At 61.2% G+C, this 17,153-nt stretch carries 13 protein-coding genes; 5 read left to right on the plus strand and 8 right to left on the minus strand.

The window, feature by feature from the left end; all coding sequences use genetic code 11:
* Nucleotides 1–15: 15 nt before the first annotated feature.
* Nucleotides 16–186, plus strand: coding sequence for an alpha/beta fold hydrolase (locus tag ACODTO_RS07275; RefSeq protein ID WP_464708907.1), 171 nt, complete (start codon nt 16–18; stop codon nt 184–186).
* Between the two features lie 156 nt (nt 187–342).
* Here the strand turns inward: ACODTO_RS07275 and ACODTO_RS07280 are convergent, their stop codons facing one another.
* Together ACODTO_RS07280 and ftsH are read right to left on the minus strand one after the other, a co-directional pair.
* Nucleotides 343–768 (minus strand): potassium channel family protein, encoded by a 426-nt coding sequence (locus ACODTO_RS07280; protein WP_464708906.1) that lies wholly within the window; start codon nt 766–768, stop codon nt 343–345.
* A gap of 22 nt (nt 769–790) precedes the next feature.
* Nucleotides 791–2,626, minus strand: a complete 1,836-nt coding sequence (gene ftsH, locus ACODTO_RS07285) for an ATP-dependent zinc metalloprotease FtsH (protein ID WP_175364137.1) — start codon at nt 2,624–2,626, stop codon at nt 791–793.
* A gap of 280 nt (nt 2,627–2,906) precedes the next feature.
* Here ftsH and ACODTO_RS07290 point away from each other — a divergent pair, with 280 nt between their 5' ends.
* Nucleotides 2,907–3,827, plus strand: coding sequence for a universal stress protein (locus ACODTO_RS07290; protein ID WP_489106156.1), 921 nt, complete (start codon nt 2,907–2,909; stop codon nt 3,825–3,827).
* Nucleotides 3,828–4,052: 225 nt separating this feature from the next.
* The gene (locus tag ACODTO_RS07295; protein WP_489106157.1) at nt 4,053–5,741 is read left to right on the plus strand and encodes an HAD-IIB family hydrolase; all 1,689 of its coding nucleotides are present in this window, start codon (nt 4,053–4,055) and stop codon (nt 5,739–5,741) included.
* Between the two features lie 21 nt (nt 5,742–5,762).
* Here the strand turns inward: ACODTO_RS07295 and ACODTO_RS07300 are convergent, their stop codons facing one another.
* The gene (locus tag ACODTO_RS07300) at nt 5,763–6,332 is read right to left on the minus strand and encodes a GNAT family N-acetyltransferase (protein WP_139642718.1); all 570 of its coding nucleotides are present in this window, start codon (nt 6,330–6,332) and stop codon (nt 5,763–5,765) included.
* 242 nt (nt 6,333–6,574) lie between these two features.
* Between ACODTO_RS07300 and mgtA the strand changes: the two genes are divergently transcribed.
* Both mgtA and ACODTO_RS07310 read left to right on the plus strand, forming a co-directional pair.
* Nucleotides 6,575–10,156 carry a magnesium-translocating P-type ATPase gene (mgtA, locus tag ACODTO_RS07305; RefSeq protein WP_489106158.1) on the plus strand — a complete coding sequence of 1,194 codons (3,582 nt, stop codon included), beginning with the start codon at nt 6,575–6,577 and terminating at the stop codon, nt 10,154–10,156.
* Nucleotides 10,157–10,423: 267 nt separating this feature from the next.
* Nucleotides 10,424–11,092: a phosphoribosyltransferase gene (locus ACODTO_RS07310; RefSeq protein WP_489106159.1), complete on the plus strand. Its 669-nt coding sequence runs from the start codon at nt 10,424–10,426 to the stop codon at nt 11,090–11,092.
* A 13-nt stretch (nt 11,093–11,105) separates the two neighbouring features.
* Here ACODTO_RS07310 and ACODTO_RS07315 read toward each other — a convergent pair whose 3' ends face one another.
* The 5 genes from ACODTO_RS07315 to ACODTO_RS07335 form a co-directional block, all read right to left on the minus strand.
* Entirely contained in the window at nt 11,106–11,945 is an 840-nt protein-coding gene (locus ACODTO_RS07315) for an ABC transporter ATP-binding protein (protein ID WP_139642711.1), read from the minus strand.
* Nucleotides 11,933–12,736, minus strand: a complete 804-nt coding sequence (locus tag ACODTO_RS07320; protein WP_139642708.1) for an ABC transporter permease — start codon at nt 12,734–12,736, stop codon at nt 11,933–11,935. Before ACODTO_RS07320 ends, ACODTO_RS07315 begins: the two co-directional genes overlap by 13 nt.
* A 14-nt stretch (nt 12,737–12,750) precedes the next feature.
* Nucleotides 12,751–13,737 (minus strand): ABC transporter substrate-binding protein, encoded by a 987-nt coding sequence (locus tag ACODTO_RS07325; RefSeq protein WP_139642705.1) that lies wholly within the window; start codon nt 13,735–13,737, stop codon nt 12,751–12,753.
* A 285-nt stretch (nt 13,738–14,022) separates the two neighbouring features.
* The gene (locus ACODTO_RS07330) at nt 14,023–15,621 is read right to left on the minus strand and encodes a GMC family oxidoreductase (RefSeq protein WP_139642702.1); all 1,599 of its coding nucleotides are present in this window, start codon (nt 15,619–15,621) and stop codon (nt 14,023–14,025) included.
* A gap of 39 nt (nt 15,622–15,660) precedes the next feature.
* Nucleotides 15,661–17,091: an aldehyde dehydrogenase gene (locus ACODTO_RS07335; RefSeq protein ID WP_489106170.1), complete on the minus strand. Its 1,431-nt coding sequence runs from the start codon at nt 17,089–17,091 to the stop codon at nt 15,661–15,663.
* Between the last annotated feature and the right edge of the window lie 62 nt (nt 17,092–17,153).

The raw sequence follows: 17,153 nt of genomic DNA on the forward strand, positions 1-17,153 counted from the left end.
AGAGTCCCGATCCTTTTGCTGCGGGGCAAACAGGATGTTGCGGCGCTTCCCGAGAATGCATGGGAATTCAAGGCTGAGTTTCCGGATCGGGTCACGCTGATTGAAATCGATCACATGGGCCATGCCGCGTTTCCTGAACAGCCGGATGCCATCGCCAAGCATATTGAAGCCTTTCTCGGGTCGTGAGCGTGCGGCCCACCTGGCTTCAGATTTGGTTGAATCACGCACTGCTGGCACTGTTGCTGGCAACTGCTTGAAAAATCAACGCATAAGTCATTATCTCCAGATGTGCGGGGGGCTGGAGCACGGCCCTCCGAGTCCTGAGGTGGCTGGTGCAAGGCGCTACTTTCTCTTCCAGTACTTCTGCATTTCGAGAAACAGAAAGGATGCCGTCCAGGTGATCAGCACCAGACCGGTCAGTGCTTGCAGGCCGGTCAGGTACTTGATGTTGCCCACGGGACTGATGTCACCGAAACCGATGGTGGTATAGGTCGTGAAGGAAAAGTACACGCAGTCCATGAAAGAGCCATTGAACTGGCCGGACAGGCTGCCCCACTCGCCATCGCGGGTCATCAGGTAGTACGCCAGGGCGAAGCACCAGACTTCGATCGCGTGCGCCAACAGAGCGCCCAATACGCCTATGACCATCCTGAAGCGGCTCCAGACCTTCAGCCGTGGCAGCCAGTCGTTCATGCGCAACAGGCATTCGTAATGAATGACCACGGCGGTGATCACTACCAGCATATTGATCAGCGTAATGGTCAGCATGGCGAGCCTCGGCGGGTTGTTCTCAGGACGACGCCCAACTCGCGGCAACCGCGACCAGCTTGAGTGGCAACAGCGCGGGGAAGTCCGCCGGGGTCAGGCTTTCCTTTTCCATCAACAGGCGTGCGCCGGTTTCCAGGTCGGAGCGATGCGCCTGGAGCAAGGTCTTGGCCCGTGCGTAGGCTTCGTCGAGCAGGGCGCGTATACACAGGTCGACCTCCCTGGCAGTCTGTTCCGAATAATCTTTCTGCCCCGTGGCCTGCATCTGCTCGCCCAGGTAGCTCAGGCTTTGTCGCTCCAGCACCGACTGTCCCAGCTCGGCGCTCATGCCGAAGCGGGTCACCAACTGCCGGGCGATATCAGTCGCGCGGGCCAGGTCGTCGGCGGCCCCGGTGGAGGTCTGGCCATAGATCAGGCATTCGGCGGCGCGGCCTGCCATCAGCACGACGATACGATCCTTGAGCATCTGGCAACTGATCAGGAAGTGGTCTTCCGTCGGACGCTGCAGGGTGTAGCCCAGGGAACCAATGGTACGGGGCACGATGGAGACTTTGTGCACCGGGTCCATGGCTGGCAGGTGAGTCGCCGCCAGGGCGTGGCCCATTTCGTGGTACGCCACCACCTGGCGTTCTTCGGGGCGCAGCACGCTGCTCTTGCGTTCGAGGCCGGCGACCAGGCGCTCTACGGCTGCCGTGAAATCGTCCAGGCTGACCGTGTCGGCACCGCGACGGGTCGCGACTATCGCCGCTTCATTGACCAGGTTCGCCAGGTCGGCGCCGGTGAAACCGGTGGTGATCTCGGCAATGCGCGCACTGTCGAGGGCCGGGTCCACGGCGATTTTTTGCAGGTGCACGCTGAGAATCGCCTGCCGCCCCTTGCGATCCGGACGATCGATCAAGACCTGACGGTCGATCCGACCGGCGCGCAGCAGTGCCGGGTCGAGAATTTCCGGGCGGTTGGTGGCGGCCAGCAGCACCACGCCCTCGCGGGGGTCGAAGCCGTCCAGCTCCGCCAGAAGCTGGTTGAGGGTCTGTTCTTTTTCGTCATTGCCGCCCAATACGCCGACGCCGCGCATCTTGCCCAGGGCATCCAGTTCATCGATAAAAATGATGCAAGGCGCGGCCTCGCGCGCTTGTTCGAACAGATCATGGACCCGAGCAGCTCCGACGCCGACGAACATTTCGACGAACTCCGAGCCCGAGATCGAGAAGAACGGCACCCCGGCTTCGCCTGCGATGGCTTTGGCCACCAGGGTCTTGCCGGTGCCCGGCGGGCCGACCAGCAGCGTGCCTTTGGGAATATGCGCTCCCAGCCGTGCGTACTTGGCCTTGTCCTTGAGGAACGAAACGATCTCCACCAACTCGGCCTTGGCTTCATCGATGCCGGCGACATCAGCGAAGGTGACGCCGGTGTCCCGTTGAACAAACACTTTGGCCCGGGATTTGCCGATGTTCATCAGCCCGCCCAGGCCCTGTTTTTCCGCGACGCCGCGGAACAGGAAATGCCAGACCACCATGATTAGGATAAAGGGCAACAGCCAGCCCAGCAGGCCGCTCAAGAAGCCATTGTCATTGACCCCCGTGAAGCTGGCCCCCGATTGCGCCAGGTTCTCGGCCAGCGCGGGGTCGACCCGCACGGTCGAGAACAACGTGTGACCGTCGATCGGCACTTGCAGCTTGCCGCGGATCTGGTCTTTCTCGACCTGCAAGTCGCTGACTTTCTGCTCGTTCAGCAGTTGCAGGAACTGACTGTAGGGGATGTTTTGCACCACCCGATGTTCTGCCCACAGAAACTGTGCAGCTGCGAACACGACAAACGCGGCCAGAAAGTAGGACAGATTCCATTGGTGGTTCTTTTTCATGACCTCGACTCACAAGTAGGTGCGTACGGCGAATGCAGCCGCTGGGTGTTATGACGGGCGAAGATTGGCCAGTGACTGGTTTCTACACCCAAACCACGGAAAGTCATTGAGGTATATCAACAAGGCACGAGTGACTTGGCCATTGGGCAAGGGCCTGACATTAGTTGACAAAGATCAGAGTGCACGTCGGGCAACACCGGATACTTGAACGATGGTTTTCAGTCACGCGCTGCTCGGCAGGAAGTCGTGCTGCAATCATGCCCGTAGGCCGAGGTCTCTAATGTCGACATTCAAACGTATTCTATTGATTGCACCTTCGGAGATGACTCGCACTCCGGCCTTTGACCGGGCCCACGCGCTGGCCTGTGCCACTGGCGCGTTGTTCCATATCGTGGCGTTTGACTATGTGAAGCCGCTGGCATTGGCCGGGCTGTTCGACCATGACGCGATGGCCCAGGCCAGGGAAGGCTATCTGCAGATCCATCGCCATTGGCTGGAGCAGCAAGTTCGCTTTCATCGGCGCGCGGGGCTGGAGATCCACTATGAAGTGGTGTGGGCAAAACCCAACCCGGCGCATGTGCTGGCGTATGTGAACGATTTTCGCGCTGACCTGGTGGTCAAGGACGCTCAGCATGTCTCGGCCCTTGACCGGACCTTCCATCAACCCCTGGATTGGCTGTTGTTACGCGACTGTACGGCCTGCCTGCACCTGGTCACCAACGCCCGCCATCCAAAACCGCTGAAAGTACTCGCCGCCGTGGACCTGTCACATCTGGAGGAACTGACCTACGGGCTCAACGAACGCGTGCTCGAATTCGCGTCGACATTGGCACGAGCCTGCGATGCACAATTGCATCTGTTGAATGTCAGCAACTGGTCGGTGATGGGCGATCCCCCAATGAGTGTGCCGACCCTGAGCCTGGAGAACACTTTGAGCGACGCGGTCAATGACGCCCAGGCAGAAGCGTTCGACGCCCTCGCCGAACGCTACGGCATCGACTGGGCGCACCAGCATGTATTGACTGGCATTCCTCACAAAGTGATCAGCCTGTTCGCCCGGCAGAATGCGTTCGACGTGGTCGTGCTGGGCACGGCCTATCGCGACGGGCCCGACCGGATGATGGGCAGCACTGCCGAGAGTGTGCTGAACCGTACTTCATGCAGTTTGATGATCGTCAAGCCCTTGCCCTGGCTTGACTGAAACCGCCGATAGCGATGGACGCGCGGGGTTTTCGATGGCACGGGTAGTTGATTTTTATCAATCGCTGCCCGCGGAAAAAGAGCAACGTGCGGGGGCTGGTTCAAAGCGCATTCGCACAAGATGCCTTTGCCCACCGAGCCGCTGCACGGAATGAACGGCAAGATCTCAACCTCATCGAGTATCGGTTGACGGGGCCTGCACCACCGAACCCGTCATGGAGCAATCATGCATTTCCTAGCCTTGGCGGTGGACTATGACGGCACGATTGCCGAGAGCGGCAATGTTCCGGCGCAAGTCTGTACAGCGCTGGCCACCCTCAAGGACAGCGGTCGCAAGCTGTTGTTGATTACCGGCAGGGAGCTGCAAGCGCTCAAGCATCATTTTGACCGTTTGGATCTGTTCGACCTGGTGGTCGCGGAAAACGGAGCGCTCTTGTACGACCCGCGCACCGACACAGAGGAGCTCATCGCCGATTCTGCCTCGACTGAACTGGTGCGGCGCCTGCGGGAAAAAGGCGTTTCGCCTTTATCCGTTGGCAGGTCGGTCATCGCCACCTGGCATCCGTTCGAGGGCGCGGTGATCACCTCGATACGCGAACTGGGCCTCGAGTTGCAGATGACCTTCAACAAAGATGCGGTCATGGTCTTGCCGTCGGGAGTGAACAAGGCCTCGGGCCTGAGCGCGGCGTTGCTGAGACTGGGGATCTGTGAATTGAACGTGGTCGGTGTGGGCGATGCCGAAAATGACCACGCGTTTCTGGCGATCTGCGGCTGTGCGGCGGCGGTGAACAACGCCATTGAATCGATCAAGGCCCAGGCAGATATTTGCCTGCGCAATGATCACGGGCAAGGAGTCTGCGAATTGATCGACATGCTCCTGGAAAAGGACGCGGCGCTGGTTCCGGTCGAGCGTATCGGCATGGAACTGGGGCAGACCGCCGATGCGCGCAAGGTCTGGCTGGCGCCGGAGTCGGTGATGCTGGTCATCGGCAATTCCGGCTCCGGCAAGTCGAGCTATGTGACCTGGCTGACCGAGCGCATGGTCGAGGCGCGTCAGGGATTCTGCATCATTGATCCCGAAGGCGATTACCTGTCCCTGGACGGTGCGGTAACGGTGGGAGGACTGACCGTTCCGCCGACCACCGAAGAGTCATTGCATCACCTGTTGCTGGCACGGCTCAACGTCGTGGTAAGCACCTTGGCCCTGGACCCGCCGGCCCGGGTGCAACTGTTCGGCGAATTGCTGCCTTTTATCCAGCAGCTACGCAGCACCTCGGGTCGACCCTACTGGCTGGTGGTGGACGAGGCTCACTACATGTTGCCCCACTGTGCTGCCTGGCCTGCGGGGTTCCTGGCCAATATGGGGGCAGTCATCGTGGCGCTGGATTTCGAGCAGGTCTGTCCGTCCGTGCTGGAGGTGGTTGACGTACTGGTGACGCTGGGCAGCACCGCCCGGGAGCTGGTCCAACGTTTTGCCCAGCACACGCAGCGCAGCAGCCCGGATTTTGCACCGCGCACCTCAGCGCCTGAATACTGCTGTCTCTGGGAGCTGCGCAAAGGTAACGAAGTGGTGCAGATGACCCCGCAGCAGCCCCAGCAGAAACATCATCGCCACAGTGGCAAATATGCGGCGGGGGATGTGGGGGACTGGCATGCGTTCTACTTTCCAAGCCTCGACCAACGCGCTTCGAACCTGGCCGAGTTTTTATCTTCGCTGGCGCGCCTGGACGATGGCGCCTTCTGCCAACACCGCCAGGCCGGAGACTTTTCCAACTGGTTTCGCGAGGTGATCCGCGATGACGTGCTGGCCAACGAAACCCATCTGCTGGAAACCGACGCCTCGGTGGCGTCCCAGGATGCCTTGGCTCGGATCGCGCGCCTGGTGCAAGCGCGCTACCATCTGGAACACCGATGAAAGGTCGGGCAACTTACCCGATTAGAGCTCCAGTTGGTGAACAATGCGATCGAAGTCCCGATCCAGGTAGGCCGAGGTAAAGCCAAATTGCTTGTACAACCCATGAACCGGGTAATCGGTCGACAGGTTCGTCGAGCACATTTTGCGATACCCCTTGCGCCTGGCTGCATCTATCAGATGCCCCAGCAATAAACGGCCCAGGCCCTTGCGTAGCCAGGGTTCGGCAACGGCGACAGCGCAACCGCAGTGCTCGGGATTATCCGCGGCACGCCTGTAGTGGCTGACGCCGATGACCTGCAACTCGCCCTCATGGTGGATCAGTGCCAGGTAACCTTGGCTGAACGTCTCGGACTCGCTCAGCAGTGTATCGATGGCGTGCCCATCGACATGGTTCACCGCCCCCAGAAAGCGCAAACGCAACGACAGTGGAGACAAACGCTGGAAAAAAAGCAGCAGGCGCGCATGATCGTCGGTCGACAGCGGACGAATGAGCACATGGGTTCCGTCGCTCAGCTTCTCCAGCCAGTGTTCTGCGGGCGGTGCTTTATCCATCTCGGCAATGAGAGCAGCAGTGTGTTGATTAGCTAGCATGGTGGACTCCAGCGCACAGTGAGGTCGAACAACGACCGGGATCACATTGAGGGTTCGGGGGCGCCGGCGTATTGATCAAAGTCAGAAAGCGCGATGCGGACCCGCAAAGGCCGTGGCATTCAGCGACATATGCTCCACCCGCACATCCGTACCGCTGCCGTTCGCGGGTTGACCTGGGTCAAACGCAGCCATCCGTACCGCGCCAGAATCAGGCACTCTGCTGATTCGTTCAGGGGCACGGCATGCCTGTCAAATCGCCCACTCCAGGTGTCATTGATTCGCCTGTGTGTGAAGAAGACCCACCCTATAGCCGCTCCGCGCTGTGGCTAAGCTGGCTGCTGGGCGCCGCGATGTTTGCGGCCGTGGTCGGTGTGGCTCTGCGATTCACCGACGTCGAATCGTTCACACGCTTGCTGGCCCGGGCAGAGCCGTTATGGCTGGTCGCCGCACTGGTTCTGCAGGGGCTCACGTATATCGCTCAAGGCCAGGTCTTTCGAGTCGTGCTCAAGGCCGGGGCACAACCGCTTTCACTCTGGGACGCGGGCAGACTCAGTGTGATGAAGCTGTTTGTCGATCAAGCGCTACCGTCCTCGGGCATCAGCGGAGCCTTCGCGGTCGTGGCCTCCTTTGTCCGCCTCGGGTTCGCAAAACCGCTGGTACTGGCAAGCCTGGTGCTGGACTTGTCCGGGTATTTTCTGGCGTATGCAGTGTCAGTCGGCGTGGCATTGCCGGTGGTGATCCTCCAGGGCCATGCCACACCGACGGTCATGACGGCGTGCCTGCTGTTCGTCAGCGTAAGCCTGCTGCTGGCAGTCGTCATGCCTCGACTGACGGGCAACCCGCGATGGGTAGCGCATCTGCCGGGACAGCACTTTTCGATTGTCGCCAGAGTCGTGTCATTGCTCACGGGCGCGGACAAAGACCTGGCTCGCAGCCCGGGTCTGCTCTGGCGCATTACCCTCTTGGAGCTGATGATCATTGTGCTGGATAGCGCGACATTGTGGGTTCTGGTCCGGGCGCTGGGTGTCTCGGCACCTCCGTTGGGGTTGTTTGCCGGCTTTATGCTGGCCAGTGTGCTGCGCAGTATCGGCATAGTGCCCGGTGGGCTCGGCGCCTTCGAAGCGGCGGCGGTGGTGACGTTGCATTGGGTCGGAGTGAACGTTGCAGTGGCGCTTTCCGCCACCTTGTTGTTTCGCGGGTTGACCTTCTGGTTACCGATGCTGCCCGGCCTTTGGCTGGCCCATCGCGAATGGCGCTCCACCGCCAGGCAACCGGAGCGCCTGGCTACCACCGATTACTGGAGCCCGGCGCTGAACCAGGTATTCAGCAACGTCCACAGCAGCCCGCAAGGGTTGAGCCAGGCCGAGGCCCGTGCGCGCATGCGTAGCGCGCCGGCCCGGCCCAAGGACCGCCCGCGCGGTCTGGGCAGGCTGGTGCTGGAGCAAATGCGCACACCTCTGGTGCTGATCCTGATTGTGGGCACGCTGGTGGCCGTGTCGGTGGGGGACTGGCTGGATGCGGCGATTGTCGGCTGCATTGTGCTCATCAGCGCGGTACTCAGCGCCTGGTATGAAAATCGCGCGAGCACGGCGGTGGAGCAATTGCGCAGCAAGATCGCACTGCGCGCCACGGTACGTCGCGACGGCAAGCCCCTGGATATTGCCGCAAGCGAGGTGGTGCCGGGGGATATCCTGTTGCTCAGCGCCGGCAGCCTGATCGCAGCCGATGGCCGGATTCTGCAGGCCCTCGATTGCTTCATCGGCGAGGGTCTGCTTACTGGCGAAACCTTCCCGGTAGAGAAATTACCGGGCGATTGCACACCTGAGGCCACCCTCGGCCAACGGCACAACTGTGTATTCATGGGCACCTCGGTGCGCAGCGGGACCGCCGAGGTGCTGGTCACCCGCTACGCCTCGGACAGTGAAATCGGGCGCATTGCCAAGACCCTGACGCTGCGCCCGCCCGAGACCGAGTTCGAGCGCGGCCTGCGACGCTTTGGCGGGTTGCTGCTGCGGGTGATGCTGGTGATCACGATCGTGGTGTTCGGCATCAATATCCTGTTGCATCGTCCCGCCCTCGATACCTTGTTGTTTGCCATCGCGCTGTCCATCGGGCTGTCGCCGGAGCTGCTGCCGGCGATCCTGAGCATCACCCTGGCCAAAGGCGCACAACGCATGGCGGGCAAGGGCGTCATCGTGCGTCACCTCAATGCCATCGAAAACCTGGGGGCGATGGACATCCTGTGTACCGACAAGACCGGTACGCTGACCCGAGGTGTCGTCGTGCTGGACGGCGCCATGGACGCAGAGGGCAATGTCGACGCCACTGTCCTGCAGTTGGCGGTATTCAATGCCAGCCTGCAGACCGGCATGCGCAACGCAATGGACGATGCGATCACCCTGGCTGGTAAAACCCTGGCGCCCTGTCCCGGGGCGAGCAAACTCGATGAAGTACCGTATGACTTCGTCCGCAAGCGCTTGAGCGTGGTGGTCGCGAATGCACCGGAGGCCGCCAGGCTGATGGTGACCAAAGGGGCGCTGGATAACGTGCTTGAGGTCTGCACCCATGTGCGCCGCGGCGAACAATTGCTGGCGCTGACCGCGAACGAGCGGGCCGCGATCACGCAGCGTTTCGCCGACTGGAGTGAGCAGGGGTTCAGGGTTCTGGGCTTGGCCACGCGTGTCTTGCCGGACCTTTCGCACTATGGCCGGGACGAAGAAAAGGACATGACCTTTCGCGGTTTTCTCCTGTTCTTCGATCCGCCGGAGCCGGGTGTCAAAGACACCATTGCCAGCCTTGGCCGCCTCGGCGTGCAGGTGAAGATCATCAGCGGCGACAGCCATCTGGTCGCCCGGCATGTCGGCCAGGCCGTGGGCCTGCCGGTGGAGCGGATCATCACCGGTGCCGAACTAGGTGCCATGAAAGACGAGGCATTGATGCACTTGGCGCCGCTGACGACGCTCTTCACCGAAGTCGACCCCAACCAGAAAGAGCGCATCATCCGCGCCCTGCAAAAGACCGGGCACGTCGTCGGTTATATGGGGGACGGCATCAATGATGCTCCGGCGCTGCAGGTGGCCGATATCGGTATTTCCGTGGATAACGCCGCCGATGTGGCCAAACAGGCCGCCGACTTCGTGCTGCTGGAGCACAACCTCGACGTGTTGCGCGAAGGTATCGAGGAGGGCCGGCATACCTTTGCCAATACCCTGAAGTACATTTCCATCGTCTCCAGTGCCAATTTCGGCAACATGATCAGCATGGCTCTCGCGTCCCTGGTCTTGCCCTTCCTGCCGATGCTGGCCAAGCAGATTTTGCTCAACAACTTCCTCTCTGACATCCCCTCCATGGGTATCGCCAGCGACAACGTCGATCGCGAATGGGAAAATACCCCTCATCGCTGGAACATCAGTGAAATCCGCAACTTCATGGTGGTGTTCGGACTGGTCAGCTCACTGTTCGATGTATTCACCTTCGCGGCGCTGTACCTGTTGGCGGAAAAGGGTCCCGAAGTCTTCCGCAGTGGCTGGTTCGTCGAGTCGCTGCTGACCCAACTATTGACGATTTTCATCGTGCGCACCTACCGCCCGTTCTACCACAGCCGGCCGGCGAAGCTGTTGCTGTCGAGTGCCGCGGCCATCGGTGCGTTGGCCGTCGGGCTGCCTTACAGCCCGATGGCGCCGTGGTTTGGCCTGGTACCCTTGCCCTTGCCGATCCTGCTGACAGTGCTGGCAATCAGCGGGGTGTACATGGCGGTGGCTGAAGGAGCGAAGCGGCTCTTCTACCGCCACCAACGTTTGAACCGCGCTCGCGGTATGGCATAGGAACGCGCCTTCCAGGGCTTGCCTCAGGCGATTCGCGAGATGGATGCTCCGCTATTTCTTGTTTCTGATTTTTCTGATCTGGATCAGGACCCGCCCAACAGCGGCTCCTATGCTCGGATTGGCGCCAGGCGTTGGGATAAACCAGTTTGCATTCTGCCGTCCCAATCTCCAGGACCATCGCGACCGGCTGGACCAGAACACAACCGCGCCCTGACGGCCAGTCCGATGTAATCAAACCGCAGGCGTCAGCGCCTGATGAGGTGAGCTATGACCCATAGTCCTTCTCTGCAAACCCTCTGGCAGGATCGGTCTGCGGCCGGTCAAAGCCTGGTGGAGCCGTTGCTTAAATATGCACGGCGCCCCGACGTCATCGTCCTGGCCTTGCCCCGTGGCGGCGTTCCGGTGGCCTATGAGGTGGCGACCGCTCTGCAGGTGCGGCTGGACCTCCTGGTGGTGCGCAAGCTCGGTGTTCCCTCCCAGCCGGAATTCGCCATGGGCGCCATCGCCAGTGGCGGGATACGCATTCGCAATGAAGAGATGCTGCGGGCGCATTCGATAGATCAAGACAGTTATGACGCCGTGGTCGCACGGGAAACCCGCGAGCTATTACGCCGCGAGCAGGTGTACCGGGGGACGCGGCCGCCGGTGCCACTCAAAGACCAGGTGGTCATCCTGATCGATGACGGCCTGGCCACGGGGGCCTCGATGATCGCCGCCATCCACGCGGTGCAGCTGCAGGCCCCGGCGCGTATCGTCGTGGCGGTGCCGGTGGCGCCGCCAGATACGGTGGAAACCCTGCGCTGCATCGTCAATGAAGTGATTTGCCCGCTGATGCCTGAGCGGATGATGTCCGTCGGTTACTGGTACTCGAGTTTCCCCCAGACCAGCGATGAGGGTGTCATTGAGTTAATGCAGCGGGCCTGGCAGCGCCGATGAGGCTGATGTCGGATCAATCGCCATGATCCTCCGGCCCATCATGAAGTTGATGAAAAATGTTGCGCTTCATGCAAATGAATTCCGGGTCCATGACCATGTCGAGATTGCGCGGGCGGCCGATGGGTACGTCGAGCACTTCCTTGATCCGGCCAGGGCGCGCGCCCATCACGAATATGCGGTCGCCGAGCAGGATTGCCTCGTCGATGTCGTGGGTGACGAACAGCACGGTTTTCTTGCTGTGCTCCCAGACCTTGAGCAGCAGTTGCTGCATTTGCAGGCGGGTCTGGCTGTCGAGCGCGCCGAAGGGTTCGTCCATCAGTAGGATTTGCGGGTCATTGGCCAGCGCACGAGCGATCGCCACGCGCTGCATCATTCCGCCTGAAAGCTGTTTTGAATAGTTGTCGGCAAAGCGCCGCAGACCGACTTCGTTCAGGTAGAACTCGACGATGTCCTTGCGCTCTGCGGCGGGCATGCCGCGCCGCTTGAGGCCGAACTCGATGTTCTTGCGCACGGTCAGCCACGGGAACAAGGTGTAGCCCTGAAACACCATGCCGCGATCGGCACCGGGGCCGTCGACTTGTTGACCGCCGACATAGATGTCGCCAGCGGTTGGCTCAGCCAGGCCGGCGGTCAGGTACAGCAGGCTGGATTTGCCACAACCTGATGGGCCCACCAGCACCGCGAATTGTTGATCGGGAACGTCGAACGTGACCTTGTCCAGCGCCGTGAAGGTATCGCCCGACGGCGTCTTGTATTGCAGGGTGACGTTGTCGACCCGCAGGCGCGGTGTGGCAGGGGCGCTCACGGGGGTTGGTCGTAGCTGAATCGGTGAGGTTGCGGTTACTGAGCCCATGCGGCCACCTTCAAGCGAAGAAGTCTGAACAGTTGATCGGTGATCAGGCCCAGCAGGCCGATGACGGCGATCGCCAGGAAAATCACATCGACCTGAAAACCACGCATGGCCTTGAGGCTCAGGTACCCCAGGCCGCTGGAAGCCGCGACCAGTTCGGCCACCACCAGGTAGGTCCAGGCCCACCCCATGGTGACGCGCAAGGTGTCCAGCACACCGGGAAGCGAAGCCGGGGCGATCACGTGCAGCACCGCATCCGTGCGACTGGAGCCCAGGGTGTAGGAGGCGTTGATCAAATCCTTGGAGATGCCCTTGGACACGTCGGCGATCATCACCAGTTGCTGGAAAAACACGCCGAAAATGATGATCGACACCCGCTGTTCCAGGCCGATGCCGATCCACAGGATGAACAGCGGCACGAATGAGGTGACCGGCAGGTAGCGGATGAAGTTGACCAGCGGTTCGAGGAACGCTTGCACGACCCGGAAGCTGCCCATCATCAGGCCGATCGGCACCGCGACCACCGACGAGACGATGAAACCGACCATCACCACTTCCACGCTGGCCCACACATGCGGACCGAGGGTGCCGTCACGGGCCAGGCGCATGGCTGCCTCGAAGACTGCGCCCGGTGTTGGCAGGAACATCGCTGGTACCACGGCGCCGTAGGAAAGAAAGGCCCACAGACCGATCATCAGGACCCAGGCCAGGCTGCTGGCACTCCAGATCACCTGTACAGGCAGGCTGGTCTTGGGCGTCAGGCAGCGGTTGAGCCACGAATTGCGCTTGGACATGACGTGCTCCTGGTTTATTTCGGGCTGATGAAGCGGTTGTCGATCAGGTCGCTGTAACTCACGTTGTACGGCTTGCCCTGCAACTCGCTGGCGGTTTCGTTGGCCAGTTTGATCACCGTGGCGGCATCGCCCTGGGTGCCGTTGCTGCCCAGCAGTTTTTCGCTCATGGCCTGATCGTAGAAGCGCACGCCCTGGGCGGCAGCTTCCAGTTCAGCCGGGTCGGCGAGGTAGCCACCGACACCTTTGGCCATGATCGCGTAGGCCTCTTTCGGGTGGTCCTTGGTGTATTGCACGGCCTTGTAGAGGCCGCTGACCAGCGCCTTGACGTCAGCCTGCTGTTTGTCGATCACATCACAGCTCAGTGCCACGACATCGACGATCACGCCAGGCGTCGTGCTGCTGTCTACCAGTACCTTGCCTTGTTGTTTCTTGCGCACGGTGGTCAGGTGCGGTTCCCAGGTCACCGCGGCCGGCACGCGGCCGGCGATGAAGGCGGTGGCCGCGTCGTCTGCGGTCATGTTCTGGATCGTCAGGTCGCTCATCTTCATGCCGGCGTTTTTCAGCAGATAGTTGAGCCAGAACTGCGACACCGAACCTTCGTTGACGGCAACGGCCTTGCCTTTGAGGTCCTGCAGGCTGTTGACGTCCTTGCCCACCAGCACGCCGTCGCCGCCGTGGCTGTCATCCAGCGCGGCCACGGCCTTGAAGCAGAACTGCGGACGGTATTTGAGGATTTCATCGAGGGTCGAGGCCGAACCGGACAACTTGCCCGAGGCCTGGGCAGCCATGTACATGGAGGCTTCTTCGATGGTCGGCAACTCGACGGTGAGGCCCTGTTCCTTGAAGTAGCCCAGGTCCTTGGCCAGGTAGAGGGTGCCGTAGCCGACCCAGGTGGTATGTCCGATGGACAGGGTTCCGGCTTGAGCACCACCGGCAAGGCCGGCAGCGATTGCAGACAGGGCCAGCGGACGCACGCAACGCGATACGAAAGACTTGATCATGTAACACTCCCGGAATCGTGGTTGTAATTCGTTATTTCTCGGGGCAGTGGGCTAGACGCCAAAAACACATCGCTTATGGCCTCTTGCGGACCTTTTTGCCTCTGTGGGCAGGATTGATGGTGGCCGATGTCGGGGGATAGGAAAATTAGTAAATATGTGGTCGGTGATGAGGAAAAAACTGGGGTGGGGAAGGGGGCGTGAATAGCGTTCCAACCTGGGGCGCGCAATAAGAAAACGCCGCTTCCTGGTGCGGAAAACGGCGTTCTTCGAGGCTGCTGCGTGACTTCAAGAGACGGTGGTACGGCACCGGATCAGATCCGCCGCTTTCTCGCCGATCATGATGCAAGGCGCGTTGGTATTGCCGCTGATCAGCGTCGGCATGATCGAGGCATCGACCACGCGCAGGCCTTGAATGCCATGCACTTTGAGGTCCGGCCCGACCACACTCATGGCGTCGACTCCCATCTTGCAGGTGCCCACCGGGTGGAACACCGTCGCGGCATATTCGCGCACATAGGTCATCAGCTGTTCGTCCGTCTGTACGTGGGCGCCGGGCAGCATCTCCTTGCCACGAATGCCATCGAACGGTTGATCGGCGAGGATCTTGCGCGCCAGTTTAAGGCCTTCGATCAAGACCCTGGCGTCCTCGGGATCGGAGAGGAAATTGAAGTCGATGACCGGTTTGGCCGCGCTGTCCAGGCGTATCTCGCCGATGCTCCTGGGGCGCAGCACGCAGGTGTGCACGGCATATCCGTGTCCCCACTCGAACAGCCGTCCGCGATGACTGCGATAGCCTGGCACGAAGTGAAATTGCACGTCCGGCAGGGCGTTGGCCAGCGGTGTACGGGCAAATCCCCCAGCCTCGACATAATTGGTCGTCAACCAACCTTTTTTGCGCCATACATAACGCAGCGGCGACAGGACGATGCTTGGCAGGGCGCCCAGTGAGAAACCCAGTGTCAGCGGGCTTTTCGAACGCACCGTGATGAGCCCGTCGAGGTGATCCTGCAGGTTCTTGCCGACACCGGGCAGGTCGTGTTCAACCTTGATCCCGGCCTTTTCCAGCTCGCTCGCAGGTCCGATGCCGGACGCGAGCAACAGGCTCGGGCTGCCCAGCGAGCCTGCCGACAGAATGACCTCCCGGTTCGAACTCAGGACCAGGGTCCTGCCGTCCGAGACCACCTTCACCCCCTTGGCCACTCGCTGCTGGAGCATCAAGGCCTGCACCGAGCAATCAGTGATCACGGTGAGGTTGGGGCGATCAAGCACGGGGGCGACAAACGCGCGATAGCTCGACAGGCGCCGTGCGTTTTTCTGCGTCAGATTGTAGAGGCCACAGCCTTCAAGCGTTTCGCCATTGAAGTCGTCGTTGAGAGGGATGCCCATGCGCTGCGCGGCGTTGACGAACAGTCGCGACACCGGATTGGGATCGCGTGCCGCTTCGACGTGCAGCTCGCCAGCCGTACCATGCAGGCGCGGGTCCTGGCCGAGTCGGTTGTTTTCCGATTTCCTGAAGTAGGGCAGCACGCTGTCCCAGTCCCATCCGGCACAACCGGCCTGCGCCCAGCGGTCGTAATCACTGGCGTGACCGCGAATATAGATCATGCTGTTCATCGAACTGGAGCCGCCCAGCGCCTTGCCGCGTGGTGTGTGCAGGGTTCGGCCGTTGAGGTGCTTTTGCGGCGCCGAGAGGAAATTCCAGCTGTACTTTTTGCTCTTGTACAACGTGATGGTCCCGGCTGGCGTCTGGATACGCAGGCTGTTGTCGTGGCTTCCCGCCTCGATCAGGCAGACGCTGACGTCGGGATCGGCACTCAGGCGGTTCGCCAGCACGCATCCGGACGAACCGGCGCCGACAATGATGTAGTCGTATTCGGTTTTCATGCGTTCCCTCTTGAAAGCGCCCCAAGTGGCAGGCATGGCTCAGCGCAGCTGAAACCAGGTGGTCTTCAGTTGTGTGTATTTATCGAAGGAATGCAGCGACAGGTCGCGACCGAAGCCGGACTGCTTGCCACCGCCGAACGGTACGCTGACGTCCAGCGCGTCGACGGTGTTGACCGAAACCGTCCCGGCATTCAGTCGGCTGGCGACCCGGTGTGCGCGATTGAGGTCGTCGCTCCACACCGATGCAGCCAGCCCATAGATGTGCTTGTTGGCCATCTGCACGGCCTGGTCTTCATCATCGAATGACGTGATTGCCAGCACTGGGCCGAATACTTCTTCACGAGATAGGCGCATGCCCGGTGTGACGTCGGTGAACAGCGTCGGCTGGATGAAGTTGTCCGAGCCGTTGATGACGACCCGTTCACCGCCCGCCACCCGTCGTGCACCGCTGGCACTCGCTTCGCCTATGTAATCCATGATGCGTGCGGCCTGGGTGGCGTCGACGATGGCGCCCATTTTGCTGGCCGGGTTCAGTGGATCGCCGGGCTGCCAGTGCTGCGCTTTCTCGATCAGGCGCTCGACGAACTCATCATGAATCGAGCGCTGCACCAGCAGCCGCGAGTTGGCCGAGCAGACTTCTCCCTGGTTGAAGAAAATCCCGAACGCGGCTTTTTCGGCGGCCAGGTCCTGATCCTGGCAGTCGGCGAACACCAGGTTCGGGCTCTTGCCACCGCACTCCAGCCACACCTGCTTGAGGTTCGACTGCGCCGCGTATTGCATGAAGTATTTGCCCACCTGGGTGGAACCGGTGAAGACCAGTGCGTCGACATCCGGATGCAGGCCCAGTGCGCGTCCTGCCTGTTCGCCGAGGCCGGTGATGACGTTGAAGACACCTTCCGGTACGCCAGCTTCCAGCGCCAGTTCGGCAAGGCGCAAGGCCGAGAAGGGGGATTGTTCCGCGGGTTTGAGAATCACGCTGTTGCCGGCGGCAAGCGCCGGGGCGAGTTTCCAGGCCGCCATGTCCAGCGGGAAGTTCCACGGCACCACGGCAGCGATGACCCCCAGCGGTACCCGAGTGATCGTTGCCAGCGTGCCAGGGCCGGTCGGTGCGACCTGGTCGTACAGCTTGTCGAGGCTTTCGGCGTACCAGGCGAATACGTGGGCGGCGCCCGGGACATCAATGCTGTAGGCGTCCATCACCGGCTTGCCCATGCTCAGGGAGTCGAGCAGTGCAAGCTCTTCGCGATGGGCCAGGATCGATTCGGACAGGCGCAGCAGCACAGCCTTGCGCTCCCTGGGGTGCATGCGCGCCCATGGCCCGGTTTCAAAGCAACGGCGAGCGCTCTGGACTGCCTCGTTGACTTCGGCATCCGAACAAGCGGCCACATTGGCCAGCAAGTCATTCGTGGCCGGGTTGACCACGGCGAAGGTCGCGCCGTTGCGCACCTGGTGAGGCTTGCCCGCGATCATTGCCGTGTTGATGAAGCGTTGGCTGTCAGCCAGGCGCTGCCAGCTTTTCAAGTCCGTCACTG

It is taken from the genome of Pseudomonas sp. FG13, assembly GCF_057809755.1.